The sequence below is a fragment of the Pseudarthrobacter sp. CC4 genome, assembly GCF_048957775.1.
GTDB lineage: Bacteria > Actinomycetota > Actinomycetes > Actinomycetales > Micrococcaceae > Arthrobacter.
Map to the genome: position 1 here is coordinate 111,006 of NZ_JARCCZ010000015.1, position 18,034 is coordinate 129,039.

Below are 18,034 nucleotides of genomic sequence, written 5' to 3' on the forward strand. Positions count from 1 at the left end.
GCGGGCTATCAAGCCAACTAACAGATCCCGCACGCCATTGGGCAGAGATGATTTACATACGGAGGGCGACCAGCCTCATTGCTGAAGGCTAACCGCCTTCCGTGACCTATCTTACGTTTAACTGGGTCCGCCCCCGCAAGTGCGGGGGCGGACCGTCCACATCCCGGCCGTCATATGTCCGAAATGTGAAGTTTGTTACACCGCGGTGCGGCGGTGTTCACTACGGGAGGGTGATGAGCCCCGTGGCGTTGGTGCGCGCAGCCTCAAACCGCTTGGCGACGTCGGCCCAGTTCACGATGTTCCAGAACGCCTTGACGTAGTCGGCCTTTACGTTGACGTAGTCCAGGTAGAAGGCGTGCTCCCACATGTCCAGCATCAGCAGCGGGGTGGTGCCGAGCGCAACGTTGCCCTGCTGGTCGTACAGCTGCTCGATGACCAGGTTGCCGCCGATGGGCTCGTAGGCGAGGAAACCCCAGCCGGAGCCCTGCAGGCCCAGTGCCGCAGCGGAGAACTGCGCGCGGAACGCGTCGAACGAGCCGAACGCGTCATCGATGGCCGCAGCGAGTTCACCCTCGGGCTTGTCGCCGCCGTCCGGGGAGAGGTTGTTCCAGAAGACGGAGTGGTTGACGTGGCCGCCGGTGTGGAAGGCGAGGTCCTTGGAGAGCCGGTTGATGTTGGCGAAGTCGCCCTTCTCCCGGGCTTCGGCCAGCTGGGCCAGTGCGTTGTTGGCGCCGGCCACGTAGGCTGCGTGGTGCTTGCTGTGGTGCAGCTCCATGATCCGCGCGGAAATGTGCGGCTCCAGGGCGGCGTAATCGTAGCTGAGTTCGGGCAATACGTACTCGGTCACAAAATCCTCCAATATCGTGGACATTCGGTCCGGTTGGTAACTCTCGGATTATGCATCCGGGCGGCTGGCGCCCGGAATCTTTTTGATTCTATGGGGCTGTCACTCGTCCAGCATTTCAGGCGTCACATTGGCGTCCGTCCCGGGGATGCCCAGGTCCAGCGCACGTTTGTCCGCCATGGCCAGCAACCGGCGGATCCTTCCGGCAATCGCGTCCTTGGTCATCACCGGGTCCGCCAGGCGGCCGAGCTCGTCCAGGCTGGCCTGCTTGTGCGCCACCCGCAGTTCGCCGGCGTACTTCAGGTGGTCCGGCACGTCGTCGCCGAGGATTTCCAGGGCCCGGTCCACGCGCGCCCCTGCTGCCACGGCGGCCTGGGCGGAGCGGCGCAGGTTGGCGTCGTCGAAGTTGGCCAGGCGGTTGGCGGTGGCACGCACCTCCTTGCGCATCCGCCGTTCCTCCCACACCATCAGGGCGTCATGGGCACCCATGCGGGTCAGCAGCGCCGCAATGGTGTCGCCGTCCCGGATGACCACCCGGTCCACGCCGCGGACTTCGCGGGCCTTGGCCTGGATGTCCAGCCGGCGCGCCGCCCCCACGAGCGCCAGGGCCGATTCCGGTCCGGGGCAGGTGACTTCCAGCGACGATGAGCGCCCCGGCTCGGTCAGCGAGCCGTGCGCCAGGAAAGCCCCTCGCCACACCGCTTCGGCGTCGGCCGCTGAGCCGTTGACGACGGCGGAAGGCAGCCCGCGCACGGGGCGGCCGCGGCCGTCGAGGAGGCCTGTCTGGCGGGCCAGCGCCTCGCCGTCACGCACCACCCGGACCACGTAGCGGCTGGCGCGCCGCAGTCCCCCGGCAGAAACGACGATGATTTCGCTCTGGTGGCCGTACACTTCGGCGATTGCTGCCCGGAGGCGCCGCGCGGTGGACGCCAGGTCCACCTCGGCCTCGATGACGATCCGGCCGGAGATGATGTGCAGCCCGCCCGCGAAGCGGAGCATGGCGGATACCTCGGCCTTGCGTACTGATGACTTTTTGATGTCCAGACGGGACAGTTCTTCTTTGACCGATGCTGTCAGTGCCATGGCACCTTCCTAACTGTTCCCAAAAACGTCGTGGTACGCCGTCGCCAGACGCAGGGGGTCGTGGACGGGACGGCGGCCCGACGCCCCTACTTTACCCAAGACCACCTCGGCGCCGATCATCCCGGCGGCTTTCTCGAACTCCTGCCGGTCAGGGACGGAGGCGGGATCTGCCAGGACAACGTCCACGCTGAACCCGGGGGCATATCTTCGCAGCACGTCAAGGTGGTCCGCGGCGGTCATGCCGGACGTTTCCTTGGTATCCGTGGCCAGGTTCATGGTGAGGCAGCGCTTCGCCGGCGTCTGGCACAGTGCCTCCCGCATCTCGGGCAGGAGGAGGTGCGGCAGCACGGAGGTGTACCAGGAGCCGGGCCCCAGGATGACCCAGTCCGCGAGCTCGATCGCAGTAAGTGCCTCAACGCAGGCGGGGGCGGCTCCGGGCAGGAGCCGCACCTCCTCCAGGGATCCCGCTACCGCGCAGCGCGCCTGGCCCCGGATGGTGTGCAGGGCGGAGCCGCCGTCAGGGGCGGTGATCCGGACGTCACCTTCGATGGTGAGCGGCACGGTGGACATGGGCAGGACCTGGCCGCGTGCTCCAAGGAGCGCGCCTGCCCACTTGAGCCCGGCGACGGCGTCGCCCAGCAGTTCCCAGAGGGTGACGATCAGCAGGTTGCCCATGGCATGTTCGTCCAGGGAGCCGCCCGGGCCCTTGCCGGGACGGAACCGGTGCTGCATGACGTCCCGCCAGGTGCGTCCCCAGTCAGTGTCGTCACACAGGGCGGCCAACGCCATGCGCAGGTCCCCCGGCGGCAGGACACCGTACTCCTCGCGCAGGCGCCCGGACGAGCCGCCGTCGTCCGCTACCGTCACCACCGCCGTCAGGTCCGAAGTGAGGAGGCGCAGCGCGGACAACGACGCCGACAGGCCGTGGCCGCCGCCCAGGGCAACTACCTTGGGGCCTTTGTTTTGCTGGCCGCCCGCTGCTCCGGCGGGCGGAACCAGCGGCAGGGCCCCGGTGAAAAGCGACATTACTCCCGGCCCAGATCCCGGTGCGTGGTGGTCACCGTGACTCTGGGGAACTGTGCCAGTTTCTTGGAAAGCTCGACGGCGACGGCCACTGAGCGGTGCTTCCCGCCCGTGCAGCCCACGGCGATGGTGGCGTAGTGCTTGTTCTCGCGGCGGTAACCGTCCAGGACGGGCTCGAGGGCCATGACGTAGCGGTCCACGAAGTTCTTGACCCCTTCCGCCTCCAGGACGTAGTCGCTGACATCCTTGTCCAGCCCGGTGTGCGGGCGCAGCTGGGGCACCCAGTGCGGGTTGGGGATGAACCGGACGTCCGCAACGTAGTTGGCGTCAACGGGCAGGCCGTACTTGAAGCCGAAGCTCATGACGTTCAGCCGCAGGGCAACGGGCCCCGTTTCACTGAAGAGTTCGGTGATGGCGGTGGCAAGGCCGTGGACGTTGTAGCCGGAGGTGTCCAGGACGACGTCTGAGCTGTCGCGCAGTTCCTGGAGCAACTCCCGTTCGGCGGCAATGCCGTCGAGGATGCGGCCGCCGCCCTGCAGCGGATGCGGCCGGCGTCCCTGCTCGAACCGCCTGACCAGGACGTTGTCGCTGGCGTCCAGGAAGAGCACCCGGAAAGCCACTCCGCTGGAGGCCAATGCTCCCAGCGCGGCCCGGATGTCGGCGAACAGGCCCTTGCTGCGGACGTCGATGACCACCGCCAGCCGCGGAATGGACTGCGGGGCGTGGGACACAAGGTCGGCCAAGGTTCCGAGCATCTGCGGCGGAAGGTTCTCCACGACATACCAGCCGTGGTCCTCCAGCGCATCGGCAGCCGTGCTCCGCCCGGCTCCGGACATTCCGGTGACCACCAGCAGCTCCGCTTCGAGGGGCTTGACGGGCTGCAGCCCGTCCTCCCCGGCCCCGGATTCCGCCGTCGTCTCTGCCATTAAGTCCGCCCCGTTCCTGTTGTTGTCCTGCAGGCTGCCGCGTTGGCGGAAACCCCGTTCATTACCCTAGCCAAGTTTCAGGGGACTCCGCTAAGTTTCAATGATTTCGCCGGTGGTCATGTTGATGGCAGGGACAGCCGCAGCTTCCGGTCCGTCCGGCGCGAAGTGGTTCACGATGGCGCCGGCAAGGGCAGGGCCGATGCCCTTCGCCTGGGACAGCTCAGCCGCCGAGGCGGCCTTGACGCCCTTCACGGAACCAAAGTGGGCCAGCAGGGCTTTCCGTTTGGAGGCACCCAGTCCCGGCACGCCGTCCAGGGCGGACACGGTCATGGCCTTCCCCCGCTTTTGCCGGTGGAAGGAAATGGCGAAGCGGTGGGCTTCGTCACGGATCCGCTGCAGCAGGTACAGCCCCTGGGACGTCCTGGGGAGGATGACCGGGAAGTCGCTGTCCGGCAGCCACACTTCCTCGAGCCGCTTGGCCAGGCCCACCACGTAGACGTCGTCAATGCCGAGATCGGCGAGGGCACGGGCTGCGGCATTGACCTGGGGCTTGCCGCCGTCCACCACCACCAGGTTGGGCGGGTAGGCGAACCTGGCCCGCGGTGCAGGCGTGGTGGTATCCAGCAGGCCGGCCTGCGCTTCCTGTTCCTGTCCAGGCCCCTCTTCGGCCTCGGCCGGGACGCCGGCCAGGGCAGCCTCACCCACCTGCGCGGACTTGTCCTGCAGGTAGTGGCGGAACCGGCGGGTGAGGACGTCATGCATCGCGGCGGTGTCGTCCGCCGCTGCCGGTCCGGTGACCGAGAATTTCCGGTAGTCCGCTTTCTTGGGCAGCCCGTCCTCCACCACCACCATGGAGGCCACCACGTTGGTGCCCTGGACGTGCGAGACGTCGAAGCACTCGATCCGCAGCAGCGGCACCGGCAGGTCCAGCGCCTCCTGGAGCTCCTGTAATGCCTGCGACCTCACGGTGAGATCCCCCGCGCGCCGGGTCTTGTGAAGCTTCAGGGCATGCTCGGCATTTTCGCGCACCGTGGACATCAACGCGGCCTTGTCCCCGCGCTGCGGGACCCGGATATCAACCTTTGCCCCGCGCAGTCCGCCCAGCCACAGCGCCAGTTCCTCGGTATTGCTGGGGGCGACGGGCACCAGGACCTCGCGCGGCAGCCTGCCATGGCTATCGCCGTCCTCGCCGTACACCTGTTGCAGGAGGTGCTCCACGAGGTCCGGGGTGGTGGAATCCTCCACCTTTTCAACTACCCAGCCACGCTGGCCGCGGATGCGGCCGCCGCGGACATGGAACACCTGGACTGCAGCTTCCAGTTCGTCTTCGTGCAGGGCGAAAATGTCGGCGTCGGTGTCCTCCGCGAGGACCACGGCGTTGCGCTCAAAGACTTTCCGCAAGGCGGTGATGTCATCGCGGACCCGGGCAGCACGCTCGTAGTCAAGCTCGGCTACTGCTTCCGCCATCTGCTTTTCCAGCTTCGCTATGAAGCGCTTGGCCTCGCCGCCCATAAAGGCGCAGAAGTCCTCAGCCAGTGCCCGGTGGTCTTCCGGGGAGATCCTTCCCACGCATGGGGCAGAGCATTTATCGATATAGCCCAGGAGGCAGGGCCGGCCGCTGGCCTCGGCGCGCTTGAACACCCCGGCGCTGCAGCTGCGGACCGGAAAGACTCGCAACAGGGTATCCATGGTCTCCCGGATGGCGCCTGCCGTGTAGGGGCCGAAGTAGCGGGTGCCCTTCCGCTTGTCGCCGCGCATCACCTGCACGCGCGGGTACTTCTCGCCGACAGTGACGGCCAGGTAGGGGTAGGTCTTATCGTCACGGAACACCACGTTGAACCGCGGCTTGAATTCCTTGATCCAGGTGTATTCCAGCTGCAGCGACTCGAGTTCGCTGCCCACCACCGTCCACTCGACGCTGCTGGCGGCGTGGACCATGGCGTAGGTCTTGGGCAGCAGGCCGGCAGGGTTGGCAAAGTAGGAGTTCAGGCGGGAACGGAGGCTCTTGGCCTTGCCGACATAGATGACGCGGCCGTGCGCATCACGGAAGCGATACACCCCCGGGTTGGTGGGAATCTCCCCCGTCTTGGGCCGGTAACTTGCTGGATTTGCCACCTATCCAGTCTACTGAGGCGCGCCGGGTGCCTTTGCCACCCGGCGGTCCTCGCGGCCCTTAAATCCGGCTGGAACCGGGGTTATTCCGTGGCCTTGCTCTGGTTGTAACTGGTGGAGCGTTCCTGTCCGCTGAGTTCGGCAATGGCGTCCATGATGCGGTCAGTCACTGCCCGCCGGGCCGGCAGCGAATGGTCCGGCCCGGTCTTGTCGAAGTACAGCGGCTCCCCCACTTTCATGGTGAAATGCTGCGGGCGTACCCCGCTCTCACCGGCGCGCTGGAGGTTTTCCGTACCGATAAGTCCAACGGGAATCACCGGTGCCCCGGTGGTGAGCGCCAGCCATCCCACGCCGGTGCGTCCCCGGTAGAGGATGCCGTCACGGGAGCGGGTGCCTTCCGGATAGATGCCGATTCCCTTGCCGGATTCCAGGATGTCCAGCAGCGTCTTGAGTGCCTGGACACTTGCGGCCTGCTCACCCCGCTCCACGGGAATGGAACCCACGGACTCGAAAAAGGCCTTCATGACCTTGCCCTTGACGCCTCCGGTTGTGAAGTATTCGGCCTTCGCGAAGAAGGCAACGGGGCGCGGCATCAGGGCCTGGACGATCACGCTGTCGAAGAATGACAGATGGTTCGGGGCGACGATGAACGGCCCGTCGGCAGGAACGTTTTCAAGGCCGACGACGGTGGGCCGGCAGGTGCTCGAGATCAGGCTGCGCGTGGTCCAGCGGACAGCATCAAACATTGCCATCGTTGGTCACCTCCCCCAGGGCCGCGGAGTGGATGGCCTGCATCTGCCGGAGAAGCTCCAGCAGGCCCTCCGCGGTTTCCACCACGGCCACCGCACCGGCCTCCTCCAGCTCGCCGTCGGGCGCAAATCCCCAAGCCACGCCGATGCAGTCCAGGCCGTTGGCGATGGCCCCTGAAACATCCTGTGCCCGATCCCCCACCATCACGGCATGCTGCGTGTTCAGGTCCTTCAATGCAGCGGCGATGATCCCTGTCTTGCCGAGCGGAACCCCCTGCACCGCGCTTTCGTCATCCTCAGAGCCGTGGATGCCGTGGAACAACCCGTCGATTCCATGGTGTGCCAGCACAGTGCGGGCAAGGCGCTGCGGCTTCTGGGTGGCAACAGCCACCGGAAGCCCGGCGTCCGCGAAGGACTCCAGGACTTCACGGACGCCCGGGTAGATCCGGCCCTGCGCGATCCCGGTGGCGACGTAGTACTCGCGGTACAGGCGGATGACCTCGTCCAGCAGGTCCGCCGGCACGTTGGCCACATTCAGCAGGGCATCGCTGAGTTTCGGGCCGATCATCGAGTGGAGCAGGTCCTGCCCGGGAACGGGAAGCCCCATGGCGTTCAGGGCAAAGGAGATTCCGTCTGTTATTCCCCCGACCGGATCGACAAGAGTGCCGTCCAGGTCAAAGATCACGGGCACTGTTGTTTGAGTCACCGGGTTAGTTTCTCACGACACCACTCATGCCTGAAACTCGCATACGCGCAGCGGCATACATTTGGATTACGTCAGGAGACCTCGCCGCGCTTCTACAGGATTTCAGCGAGGAACGCGGCTGTGTGGCTGGCAGTGGACTTGGCCAGCTCCTCCGGCGTTCCTGATGCCACGATCTGGCCGCCGCCGGAACCGCCGTCCGGCCCGAGGTCCACGATCCAGTCCGCGCTCTTGATGACGTCCAGGTTGTGTTCGATGGTGATCACGGTGTTGCCTTTGTCCACCAGCCCCTGCAGGACCATCAGCAGCTTGCGGATGTCCTCGAAGTGGAGCCCCGTGGTGGGCTCGTCCAGCACGTAGACGCTGCGCCCGTTGGACCGCTTCTGGAGTTCGGCGGCCAGCTTCACGCGCTGCGCCTCGCCGCCGGACAGCGTGGTGGCCGGCTGGCCCAGGCGGACGTAGCCCAGGCCAACGTCCACGAGGGTGTTGAGGTGCCGGGCGATGGGCGAGAAGGCAGCGAAGAACTCGGCGCCTTCCTCGATGGGCATGTTCAGCACGTCCGCGATGGTCTTGCCCTTGTAGTGCACCTCGAGCGTCTCCCGGTTGTACCGCGCACCATGGCACACCTCGCAGGGGACGTAGACGTCGGGCAGGAAGTTCATCTCGATCTTCAGCGTTCCGTCACCCGAGCACGCTTCGCAGCGGCCGCCCTTGACGTTGAACGAGAACCGGCCGGGCAGGTACCCGCGTACCTTCGCCTCAGTGGTTTCCGCGAACAGCTTGCGGATGTTGTCGAACACCCCCGTGTAGGTGGCGGGGTTGGAACGGGGGGTGCGCCCGATAGGGCTCTGGTCCACGTGGACCACCTTGTCCAGGTGCTCCAGGCCCTGGACGGTTTTGTGCCGGCCGGCTACCTGCTTGGCGCCGTTGAGCTTGTTGGCCAGCACCTTATAGAGGATCTCGTTGACCAGCGTGGACTTGCCGGAGCCGCTCACCCCGGTGACCGCGGTGAAGAGTCCCAGCGGGAACGCCGCGTCCACGTTCAGGAGGTTGTTCTCCCTCGCGCCCACCACCTTCAGCTCACGCTTTTTGTCGTACTTGCGGCGTTTCTTCGGGACTTCGATCTTCTTGCGCCCGGACAGGTAGTCGCCGGTGAGGGATGCGGTGTTCTCCAGCAGGTCCTTGTAGGAGCCGGAGTGGACCACCTGGCCGCCGTGCTCGCCCGCGCCGGGTCCGATGTCCACGATCCAGTCAGCCACGTGGATGGTGTCTTCGTCGTGCTCAACGACGATGAGCGTATTGCCCATGTCGCGGAGCCGGGTCAGGGTGTCGATCAGCCGCCGGTTGTCGCGCTGGTGCAGCCCGATGGACGGTTCGTCCAGCACATACAGGACACCCACCAGGCCCGAGCCGATCTGGGTGGCAAGGCGGATGCGCTGGGCCTCACCGCCGGAGAGGGTGGCGGACGGACGCTCAAGGTTCAGGTATTCCAGCCCGACGTCGAGCAGGAAGGTCAGCCGGGCCTGGATCTCCTTGAGCACCTGGTGGGCAATCTGCGCTTCCCGGCCCGTCAGGACAAGGTTGTTCAGGAACGCGGCGCAGTCACGCATGGGCAGGGCGGCGACGTCGGCAATGGACTTGCCGTTGATCAGCACCGACAGGGAGGCCGGGTTGAGGCGCGCCCCGTTGCAGGCCGGGCAGGGAATCTGCCGCATGTACTCTTCGTAGCGGTCGCGGGCCCAGTCGGAGTCCGTTTCGCCGTGCTTGCGGTGGACGTACTGGATGGCGCCTTCGAATCCGGTACTGTACTTCCGTTCCCGGCCGAAGCGGTTGCGGTACTGCACCACAACCTTGTGGTCCTTGCCGTGCAGCACGGTCTGGCGCACGTCCTTGCCCAGCTTCTCCCACGGCGTGTCCATGGAGAAGCCGAGTTCCTTGGCGAGGCCCTCCAGGAGCCTGTTCCAGTACTCAGTGGTGGCCGTGCCAAGCGACCACGGGGCGATGGCTCCCTCGGCCAGCGAAAGTTCCGGGTTGGGAACGATGAGTTCCTCGTCCACCTCCAGCTTGGTGCCGATGCCGCTGCAGGCCGCGCAGGCGCCGAAGGGGTTGTTGAACGAGAAGGACCTGGGCTCGATCTCGTCGATGGCAAGCGGGTGCTCGTTGGGGCAGGCCAGGTTTTCGGAGAAGGCCCGCAGCCGGCCGGGATCGTCCGCTTCAAGGTCCACGAACTCGGCAAGGACGCGGCCCTCGGCCAGGCCCAGCGCGGTCTCAATGGAGTCGGTGAGCCGCTGGCTGATGCCTTCCTTGACCACTAGCCTGTCCACCACCACCTCGATGGTGTGCTTGAACTGCTTGCCCAGCTTGGGCGGGTCGCTCAGCTGGACCAGGTTCCCGTCAACGCGTGCACGGGAGTAGCCCTTTGCGGTCAGTTCCTTGAAGAGGTCAACGAATTCGCCTTTGCGTCCACGCACCACCGGGGCCAGGACCTGGAAGCGGGTACCCTGGTCAAGCTCCAGCAGCTGGTCAACGATCTGCTGGGGAGTCTGCTTGGCCACCGGCTCGCCGCACACGGGGCAGTGGGGCCGGCCCACACGGGCCCAGAGCAGGCGCATGTAGTCGTAGATTTCGGTGATGGTGCCCACCGTGGAACGGGGGTTCTTGCTGGTGGACTTCTGGTCGATGGAGACCGCCGGCGACAGTCCCTCAATGAAGTCGACGTCCGGCTTGTCCACCTGGCCCAGGAACTGGCGCGCGTAGGCGGACAGCGATTCCACGTAGCGCCGTTGGCCCTCTGCGAAGATGGTGTCGAAAGCCAGGGAGGACTTCCCGGATCCTGACAGCCCGGTGAAGACGATCATCGCATCCCGGGGCAGGTCGAGGTCCACATTCCGCAGGTTGTGCTCCCGCGCGCCTTTGACGACCAGGCGGGAGAGGTCCGGACGGTGTGGTGCGGCGGCGGGTGCTGCTGCGACGGAAACGGGGTGGACGGCTGTTTCTTCGGCTACGGCTTTAGGCACTCCACTATGCTAATCGAAAACTTCTTCGAACATCCACGCGGGGGCGGTCAGCCGGCGTCGTAGGCGGCGGCCAGCAGCTTCACCGCCTCGGCGAACGTGGCGCCCTGCGCTTTGGCCGCGGCAGCGTAGGCTGCTGCGGCGGCTGAGAGCCCGCCGAGACGTTCGTCACGTGCGCACACCGTTGTTCCGTTCCTGCCGTGGGTGGCAACGATTCCGGCGGCTTCGAGCTCCTTGTAGGCGCGGGCCACTGTATGCGGAGCCACATCCAGGCGCTCGGCCAGGGCCCTGACGGCGGGCAGCCGGGTCCCCGGCGGGAGGGCTCCGTTGTCCACCTGGTGGATGACCTGGAGCCGCAGCTGTTCAAACAGCGCCACGGAACTGGCAGTGTTCGGTTTCCATGTTCCGGGGAAGCCGGATGCGGGCATCAAAGGCCGGCCTCAAGGGCGTCCGCACGGCCGGGCCGGACGGAGAATTGTGCGTTGTGAAGCCGGGCGTAGTAGCTGTTGGCGGACAGAAGGCTTCGGTGTGTGCCCTGCTCGACAATGCGGCCGTGATCCATGACCAGAATTAGATCAGCGTTGCGGACGGTGGACAAACGGTGGGCTATCACGAAGCTCGTCCTGCCCTGCCGCAGGCGCTGCATTGCCTGGCGGATGAGCAGCTCGGTCCGGGAGTCGACCGAGCTGGTGGCCTCGTCCAGGATCAGGACAGCCCTGCCGGCCAGTTGTGCCCGGGCTATGGTGACCAGTTGCCGTTGGCCCTGGCTGAGGGGTTCCCCGCCGTTTTCCAGGACGGTGTCATAGCCGTCGGGCAGTGCCCTGACGAACCGTTCGACGTAAGTGGCCTCGGCGGCCGCCCTGATGCAGGCGTCCGTGGCGTCCGGCCGGCCGTAGGCAATGTTTTCCCTGATGGTGCCGGCGAAGAGCCACGCGTCCTGGAGCACCACCCCGAACTGCTCCCGGAGGCGGTCCCGGGGGATCCCGGCAATGTCCTGTCCTCCCATGGTTATGCGGCCCGATCCGGGCCCGTAGAACCTCATCAGGAGGTTCACCACAGTCGTCTTCCCTGCACCGGTGTGCCCCACAATCGCTACGGTCTGGCCAGGCTCGACGGAGAAGGAAAGGTTGCGCACCGCCGGGGCTGATTCCGGGTATCCGAAAGTCACGTCGTCAAAGACGATCCGGCCGCCGGCCAGGGCCGCGGTGGATCCCGCGGACGGCTCCGCGGGATCCTCCTCCGTGTCCAGGAGGTCGAAAACACGTGCAGCGGACGCGGCGCAGGACTGGATGAGGTTGAGCATCCCGCCGATTTGGCCCACCGGCTGGCTAAAGAGCCTGCTGAACTGGATGAACGCCTGGATCCCGCCGATGGTCATGGCGCCGGCCAGGACCTGGAGCGCGCCCACCACGGCCACGGCGATGTAATTGAGGTTGGACATCAGCACCATCAGGGGCTGGACCACACCGGCTGAATACTGGGCCCTGGTAGCTGCGCGCGCCAGCCGGCCGTTGCTTCCGGCGAATATTTCGGCGGCCTTGTCCTGGTGTCCGAAGGCTTTGATCACCTCGTGTCCGGTTATGAGCTCCTCCACGTGCGCGTTCAACTGGCCGGTTTCGGTCCACTGCCTCGCGAAGTGCGCCTGCGAACGCCGGGCCACGAGCACGGTGATCAGGGTGGACAGCGGAACAGTCGCCACCGCGATTGCGGCGAGCAGCGGCGAGATCCAGAGCATCATTGCCAGGGACCCGCAGAGCATGAGGAAGGACATGATCAGCTGGGTGAGGAGCTGGTTCAGGGCCTGGGCGATGTTGTCGATGTCATTGGTGGCGCGGCTCAGGACATCGCCCCGGGAGCGTTCCTGGAAATAGGTGGAGGGCAGGCGGTGGAGTTTGTCCTCGAGCGAGGCCCGCAAGTTGTACATGAGCCCCTGCACCGACCGGGCTGTCAGCGCTCCCTGGATCCAGTTGAACAGCGAGGCCAGGACGTACATCAGCGCCACCCCCGCCAGCAACAGGCCAAGCCGCCCCTGGTCAAGGGATCCCAGCACGACGCCGTCCACCACCACATCGGTGGCGTCGCCGAGGTATTTCGGCGCGGCCACGTTGAGCCCCGCAAAGGTGCAGGTAGCCACCACGGCGCCCACCATGAAGCGCCTGAACGGGAGGAGCAGGCCCAGAAGCCGTCCAGTTGTTGGCCAAAACCTCCCTGGCACCCCTGGGGCAACGGCCGGAAGCGTCATGACCGGCCCTCCAGGGCCAACTGCGAGTCCGCGATCTCCCGGTACGTGGGGGAAATCTCAAGCAGTTCGGCGTGCGTCCCCTGCGCCACCAGGCGCCCGCCGTCCAAGACCAAAATGCGGTCTGCGCTTTCCACTGCGGCAATCCGTTCCGCCACCACTATCACTGTGCTGGAGGCAAGTTCCGCGGCCAGCGCCTGCCTCAACCTCGCGTCCGTGTCGTAGTCCAGCGCCGAGAAGCTGTCATCAAGAAGGTACAGCGGCACCTTCCTCAGCAGCGCGCGGGTGATGCACAAACGTTGCCTTTGTCCCCCGGACAGGTTGGTCCCGCCCTGGCCAACGGGGGTGGCAAGCCCCAACGGCAGCACGCTCATGAACCGCATGGTCTGGGCCGTCTCGAGGGCGCGCCAAAGCTCGGCGTCCGATGCGTCCGGTGCTGCCATCCGGAGGTTATCCGCGATGGTCCCCGAAAACAGGTGGGACTGCTGGGGGACTATGGACATGGCGGCACGAAGGGTGTCGAGCCGCAGCTCCCGGATGTCCGCGCCGTCGAGGGTGATGGTTCCTGCCGTCGGGTCGAGGAATCGCGGAATGAGGTTCAGCAGCGTGGACTTTCCGCTGCCAGTGGACCCCACGATGGCGGTGGTAGTGCCCGGAACGGCTGTGAAGCTGATGTCCGCGAGGACGGGGGCTTCCGCTCCGGGATAGGAAAAACCCACGCCCTTGAACTGGAGAACCCCCTGCCTGGCCGACGGATGCTGCGCGCCGCCCGCCGGCGCGGGAAGCAACAGACTGGGTTGCTGCGGGTCGCGCACGGAGGGTTCGGTATCAAGTACGGCGCCGATGCGCTCCGCGCACACTGCAGCCCGGGGCGCCGTCATAAGCACGTACATGGCCATCATGATGGCCAGGAGGATTTGCAGGATGTAGGCAATGAACGCGGCCAACGCCCCGATGTTCATCAGTCCGGCCTGGATCCGCTGCCCGCCGAACCAGACAACGGCCACGGAGGAAAGGTTCACCACCAGCATGACCAGAGGCAGCATTCCTGCCACCAGCAGCGCCGACTGGAGGTTGTTGGCCGTCAGGATGCTGTTGATCCGGGCGAAGCGCCGGACTTCGTGGTCCTGGCGGACAAAGGCCCGGATGACGTTGGCGCCCATGATCTGCTCGCGGAGGATGCCCCCTGCACGGTCGAGGTGTTCCTGCCCTTCGCGGTACAGCGGGATGAGGCGGCCCACGATGAGGTACATGATGATCAGGAGCAGGGGCACAATGACGATCACAACCGCGGACAGCGGCAGGTCCTGCTGGAGTGCCAGGACAATGCCGCCCAGGCCCATGGCCGGGCCGGCAACCAGCATGGTGAACACGAGGACCGCGAACGCCTGGATCTGCTGGGTGTCGTTGGTGGCCCGGGTGGCCAGGCTCTGGGTTCCGAAGGCCGCCACCTCCCGGGAGGACAATGACTGGATCTTGGTGAAGATCTCCGCCCGCAGCTGGTGCCCGATCCTCATGGCCGCCACAGCGGCGAGGTACCCCGCGGCGATGGCGGCAACGGCCTGGATTACCGCCAGCACCGCCATGGTGATTCCCAGGCGCGGGATGACTGTGTGGTTTCCGGCAACGATGCCGTCATCGATGATTGCTGCGTTGACCGTGGGCAGCAGCAGGGTGGCCGCAGCCTGGACCAGCTGGAGGACTACGATGGCAGCCACATGGGCTTTGTGGCCCCCAAGCAGCCGGCTCATCAGTCCGATCAGCAACGTACCTCCAGTTGGGTCAGTCGGCGGAGGGAACAGCCTGCGGCGGCCTCTCCCCCATCCGCCACCCCGTCATTGTAGGCCAGATCACATTCCAGAGTTGTCACGCGTGTGACTGGAGTGTGAAGAGCGTCCAGCGGCCCGGTTCGTCACCGGTTCTTGCACCCCACCGCGAAGATCCTTCGAAAGGGAAAGACGGTGCCATGCCCCGTTTCTGGATACGCTTCCCGCAGCACGGCTGCGTACTCCGCCTCGAATTCCGCCCCCTCCGCCGCGGAAAGGGCGGCAAGGACGGGGCGGAGCGCTGTGCCGCGGACCCATTCCAGGACGGCGTCCGTGCCGGCCAGCACCTGCAGGTAGGTCGTCTCCCAGGCGTCAGCCGAGAACCCTGCGTCGAGCATGAGATGAAGGTAGTCCGCAGGCTCGCCCACCGACTCGCCTCCCTGCAGCACCCCGCCGAGCTGCCGCACCCACCGCTGTGACCCCGCCAGCCCGCGCATCAACGCATGGGACGGGGCGTTGAAGTTCCCCGGGACCTGGAGCGCGAACCAGGCACCGGGGCGGAGGGCATCCAGCCAGGTCCGCATCATGTCCTGGTGGCCCGGCACCCACTGCAGGGCCGCATTGCTGACCACAACGTCGGTCTGCCCGGAGGGTTTCCACTCCGAAATGTCCGCCAGTTCGAAGCGCAGGGACGGGTTCCTTTCCGCCCGTCCGGCGGCTTTGGCGAGCATCTCTTCCGATGAGTCAAGGCCAACCACGTCGGAACCGGGCCAGCGGTCCGCGAGCGTGGCGGTCAGGTTCCCGGGCCCGCAGCCAAGGTCCACCACCTGGACGGGCCGGTCCGCCCGGACCCTGCCGGTCAGGTCGAAAAAGGGCCGGTCCCGGTAGTCTCCGAACTGGACATATTTCGCCGGATCCCACTTCATATCCATCTCCGCATTCTGGTGCCGTCTTCTGTACCGCGAAGCTTAACCCGGGCGGGGCGGAATCCCGGGCACGGCAGGGCACTAAGCTGGCAATCAATGAAACTCGTTGACCAGCTGCCCCATCTGCCCGCCTCCGTCCGTACTGTGGGTGTGGATCCCGACGACCTCTACACGCGGTTCGTTGAGTGGACGGAAAGCCGCGGACTGGCCCTGTATCCCGCACAGGACGAAGCCATTATGGAGCTGGCCACGGGGTCCAACGTCATCCTGGCCACCCCCACCGGGTCCGGAAAATCCCTCGTGGCCATCGCCGCCCACTTCCAGGCCATGGCCCAGGGCCAGCGGAGCTACTACACCGCGCCGATCAAGGCGCTGGTCTCCGAGAAGTTCTTTGCCCTGTGCGATATTTTCGGCGCCGAGAACGTGGGAATGATCACGGGCGATTCCGGCGTCAACCAGGATGCGCCCATCATCTGCTGCACGGCCGAGATCCTGGCCAACACCGCCCTCCGTGAAGGCGCAGCCGCGGAACTCGGCACGGTGATCATGGACGAGTTCCATTTCTACTCGGACCCGCAGCGCGGCTGGGCGTGGCAGGTTCCCCTGCTGGAACTCCCCCAGGCCCAGTTCCTCCTGATGTCCGCCACGCTGGGGGACGTCAGCCGGTTCGAGGAAGGCCTGACAACGCTGACGGGCCGCGCCACCACCACGGTGAGCTCCGCGGAACGGCCCATTCCGCTGCATTACTACTACCACGAGACCCCCGTGCACGAGACGCTGGAGGAGCTGCTCTCCACCAGGCAGGTGCCGGTCTACGTGGTGCACTTCAGCCAGGTCGAGGCGATTGACCGCGCACAGACGCTGATGAGCATCAACGTCTGCACCCGCGAGGAGAAGGACAAGATCGCAGAGCTGATCGCCAACTTCCGGTTCGCCGCCGGTTTCGGCAAGACCCTGAACCGGCTGGTCCGCCACGGCATTGGCGTGCACCATGCGGGCATGCTGCCGAAGTACAGGCGGCTGGTGGAGCAGCTGGCCCAGGCGGGGCTGCTGAAGGTCATCTGCGGCACCGACACCCTGGGCGTGGGAATCAACGTGCCCATCCGCACCGTCCTGCTCACGGCACTGAGCAAGTACGACGGCGTCCGCACCCGGCTGCTTAACTCCCGTGAGTTCCACCAGATTGCGGGCCGGGCCGGGCGGGCAGGTTACGACACCGCCGGGACCGTGGTGGTCCAGGCACCCGAACACGTGACGGAGAACGTCAAGGCAATGGCCAAGGCCGTGGCCAAATTCGGTGACGACCAGAAGAAGCTGCGCCAGGTGGTGAAGAAGAAGCCGCCGGAGGGGTTCGTCAGCTGGGGCGAGCCTACGTTCAAGCGGCTCGTCGAATCGGTGCCGGACCCGTTGACGTCAAGCTTCACGGTGACGCACGCGATGCTGATGAACCTGATGGAACGGCCCGGGGACCCGTTCGCGGCGGCCCGACGCCTCCTGACGGAAAACCACGAGACCCGGTCCTCCCAGCTGCAGCTCATGAAAAAGGCACTGGGCATCTACCGCGAACTGCTCGCGGCCGAGGTGGTGGAGCGGATCCCTGCGGAAGAGCAGGGACCCGACGGCCGGACCGTCCGGCTGACTGTCCACCTCCAGCCGAACTTCGCACTCAACCAGCCGCTGTCCCCCTTCGCACTGGCCGCACTTGAACTCCTGGACCCGGAGTCGCCGTCGTACGCCCTGGACGTGGTGTCCGTGATCGAGGCGACCCTGGAGAAGCCGCGGCAGATCCTGTCCGCCCAGCAAAAGAAGGCCCGCGGCGAGGCGGTGGCCGCCATGAAGGCCGACGGCATCGAGTACGACCAGCGGATGGCCATGCTCGAGGAAGTGTCCTACCCCCAGCCCTTGGCGGAGATTCTCGGGGAAGCCTTCGAGGTGTACCGGAAGGCCGCGCCCTGGGTGGGCGATTTCGAGCTTGCCCCCAAGTCCGTGGTCCGGGACATGTACGAGCGTGCCATGAACTTTGGCGAGTTCGTGCAGTTCTACGGGCTGGCCCGTTCGGAGGGGATAGTCCTGCGCTACCTCGCGGACGCCTTCAAGGCCCTGCGGCAGACCGTTCCCCAGGACATGCTGCGCGAGGATTTGGAGGACCTGGTTGCCTGGCTCGGCGAGCTGGTCCGCCAGGTGGACTCCAGCCTCCTGGACGAATGGGAGGAACTGGCCTCGGGCGCCGCCCCGACACCGCACGACGCGCCGCCGCCGCCCCCGCCGTCGCTCACGTCCAACATCCGGGCCTTCCGGGTGATGGTGCGCAACGAACTGTTCCGCCGCGTTGAGCTGTTCGCCGACGAGGACGCGGCCGCGCTGGGGGAACTCGACGCCGCAGCCGGCTGGGGCGCCGAGCGCTGGGAAGACGCCCTGGACGACTACTTTGACGAACACGACGACATCGGGACCGGGCCGGACGCCCGGGGACCGGCCCTGCTCATCATCACGGAGGAAAAGGACCGGTGGAAGGTCCGGCAGATCTTCGACGATCCCGCCGGCAACCATGACTGGGGGATTTCCGCCGAGGTGGACCTGGCTGCCTCGGACGAAACCGGAACGGCTGTGATCAGGGTGACTGAGGTCAACCGGCTCTAAACGCTGCCA

13 protein-coding genes are annotated in these 18,034 nt (G+C 66.1%); 1 reads left to right on the plus strand and 12 read right to left on the minus strand.

All coding sequences use genetic code 11. From position 1 onward, the window contains the following. Positions 1-220: 220 nt before the first annotated feature. The 12 genes from PV768_RS11840 to PV768_RS11895 all read right to left on the minus strand — a co-directional run bounded on the left by PV768_RS11840 (position 221) and on the right by PV768_RS11895 (position 15,385). Entirely contained in the window at positions 221-847 is a 627-nt protein-coding gene (locus PV768_RS11840; protein ID WP_188808970.1) for a superoxide dismutase, read from the minus strand. A 99-nt stretch (positions 848-946) separates the two neighbouring features. After that, positions 947-1,927: a DNA-binding protein WhiA gene (whiA, locus tag PV768_RS11845; protein WP_015937022.1), complete on the minus strand. Its 981-nt coding sequence runs from the start codon at positions 1,925-1,927 to the stop codon at positions 947-949. 9 nt (positions 1,928-1,936) lie between these two features. Beyond that, entirely contained in the window at positions 1,937-2,953 is a 1,017-nt protein-coding gene (locus PV768_RS11850; protein ID WP_321216180.1) for a uridine diphosphate-N-acetylglucosamine-binding protein YvcK, read from the minus strand. After that, complete coding sequence (gene rapZ, locus PV768_RS11855) at positions 2,953-3,876, minus strand: RNase adapter RapZ (protein ID WP_157242370.1); 924 nt, start codon at positions 3,874-3,876, stop codon at positions 2,953-2,955. The genes PV768_RS11850 and rapZ overlap by 1 nt, the downstream gene beginning before the upstream one ends. Positions 3,877-3,966: 90 nt before the next feature. Next, positions 3,967-5,991 (minus strand): excinuclease ABC subunit UvrC, encoded by a 2,025-nt coding sequence (gene uvrC / locus PV768_RS11860; RefSeq protein ID WP_421093103.1) that lies wholly within the window; start codon positions 5,989-5,991, stop codon positions 3,967-3,969. A gap of 80 nt (positions 5,992-6,071) precedes the next feature. Then, positions 6,072-6,740, minus strand: a complete 669-nt coding sequence (locus PV768_RS11865; RefSeq protein WP_321216178.1) for a lysophospholipid acyltransferase family protein — start codon at positions 6,738-6,740, stop codon at positions 6,072-6,074. Then, positions 6,727-7,443, minus strand: coding sequence for an HAD hydrolase-like protein (locus PV768_RS11870; protein ID WP_421093104.1), 717 nt, complete (start codon positions 7,441-7,443; stop codon positions 6,727-6,729). The genes PV768_RS11865 and PV768_RS11870 overlap by 14 nt, the downstream gene beginning before the upstream one ends. A gap of 92 nt (positions 7,444-7,535) precedes the next feature. After that, complete coding sequence (gene uvrA / locus PV768_RS11875) at positions 7,536-10,457, minus strand: excinuclease ABC subunit UvrA (RefSeq protein WP_321216176.1); 2,922 nt, start codon at positions 10,455-10,457, stop codon at positions 7,536-7,538. 47 nt (positions 10,458-10,504) lie between these two features. After that, complete coding sequence (locus tag PV768_RS11880) at positions 10,505-10,882, minus strand: GntR family transcriptional regulator (RefSeq protein WP_157242372.1); 378 nt, start codon at positions 10,880-10,882, stop codon at positions 10,505-10,507. Next, positions 10,882-12,696, minus strand: a complete 1,815-nt coding sequence (locus PV768_RS11885; RefSeq protein ID WP_323057194.1) for an ABC transporter ATP-binding protein — start codon at positions 12,694-12,696, stop codon at positions 10,882-10,884. The genes PV768_RS11880 and PV768_RS11885 overlap by 1 nt, the downstream gene beginning before the upstream one ends. After that, positions 12,693-14,444 (minus strand): ABC transporter ATP-binding protein, encoded by a 1,752-nt coding sequence (locus PV768_RS11890; RefSeq protein WP_323057212.1) that lies wholly within the window; start codon positions 14,442-14,444, stop codon positions 12,693-12,695. The genes PV768_RS11885 and PV768_RS11890 overlap by 4 nt, the downstream gene beginning before the upstream one ends. Before the next feature lie 161 nt (positions 14,445-14,605). After that, positions 14,606-15,385, minus strand: coding sequence for a trans-aconitate 2-methyltransferase (locus PV768_RS11895; RefSeq protein WP_323057213.1), 780 nt, complete (start codon positions 15,383-15,385; stop codon positions 14,606-14,608). A 96-nt stretch (positions 15,386-15,481) separates the two neighbouring features. On the opposite strand from PV768_RS11895, the gene PV768_RS11900 reads away from it, so the two are divergent. Next, the gene (locus PV768_RS11900; protein ID WP_321216173.1) at positions 15,482-18,025 is read left to right on the plus strand and encodes a DEAD/DEAH box helicase; all 2,544 of its coding nucleotides are present in this window, start codon (positions 15,482-15,484) and stop codon (positions 18,023-18,025) included. The last annotated feature ends 9 nt before the right edge of the window (positions 18,026-18,034 follow it).

Excerpts from the sequence above, each read along its gene's own strand:
- whiA (WP_015937022.1), bottom strand. The coding sequence starts at position 1,927 with ATGGCACTGACAGCATCGGTCAAAGAAGAACTGTCCCGTCTGGACATC.
- PV768_RS11850 (WP_321216180.1), bottom strand. The coding sequence starts at position 2,953 with ATGTCGCTTTTCACCGGGGCCCTGCCGCTGGTTCCGCCCGCCGGAGCA.
- rapZ (WP_157242370.1), bottom strand. The coding sequence starts at position 3,876 with ATGGCAGAGACGACGGCGGAATCCGGGGCCGGGGAGGACGGGCTGCAG.
- PV768_RS11865 (WP_321216178.1), bottom strand. The coding sequence starts at position 6,740 with ATGGCAATGTTTGATGCTGTCCGCTGGACCACGCGCAGCCTGATCTCG.
- PV768_RS11880 (WP_157242372.1), bottom strand. The coding sequence starts at position 10,882 with ATGCCCGCATCCGGCTTCCCCGGAACATGGAAACCGAACACTGCCAGT.
- PV768_RS11885 (WP_323057194.1), bottom strand. The coding sequence starts at position 12,696 with ATGACGCTTCCGGCCGTTGCCCCAGGGGTGCCAGGGAGGTTTTGGCCA.
- PV768_RS11890 (WP_323057212.1), bottom strand. The coding sequence starts at position 14,444 with ATGAGCCGGCTGCTTGGGGGCCACAAAGCCCATGTGGCTGCCATCGTA.
- PV768_RS11895 (WP_323057213.1), bottom strand. The coding sequence starts at position 15,385 with ATGAAGTGGGATCCGGCGAAATATGTCCAGTTCGGAGACTACCGGGAC.
- PV768_RS11900 (WP_321216173.1), top strand. The coding sequence starts at position 15,482 with ATGAAACTCGTTGACCAGCTGCCCCATCTGCCCGCCTCCGTCCGTACT.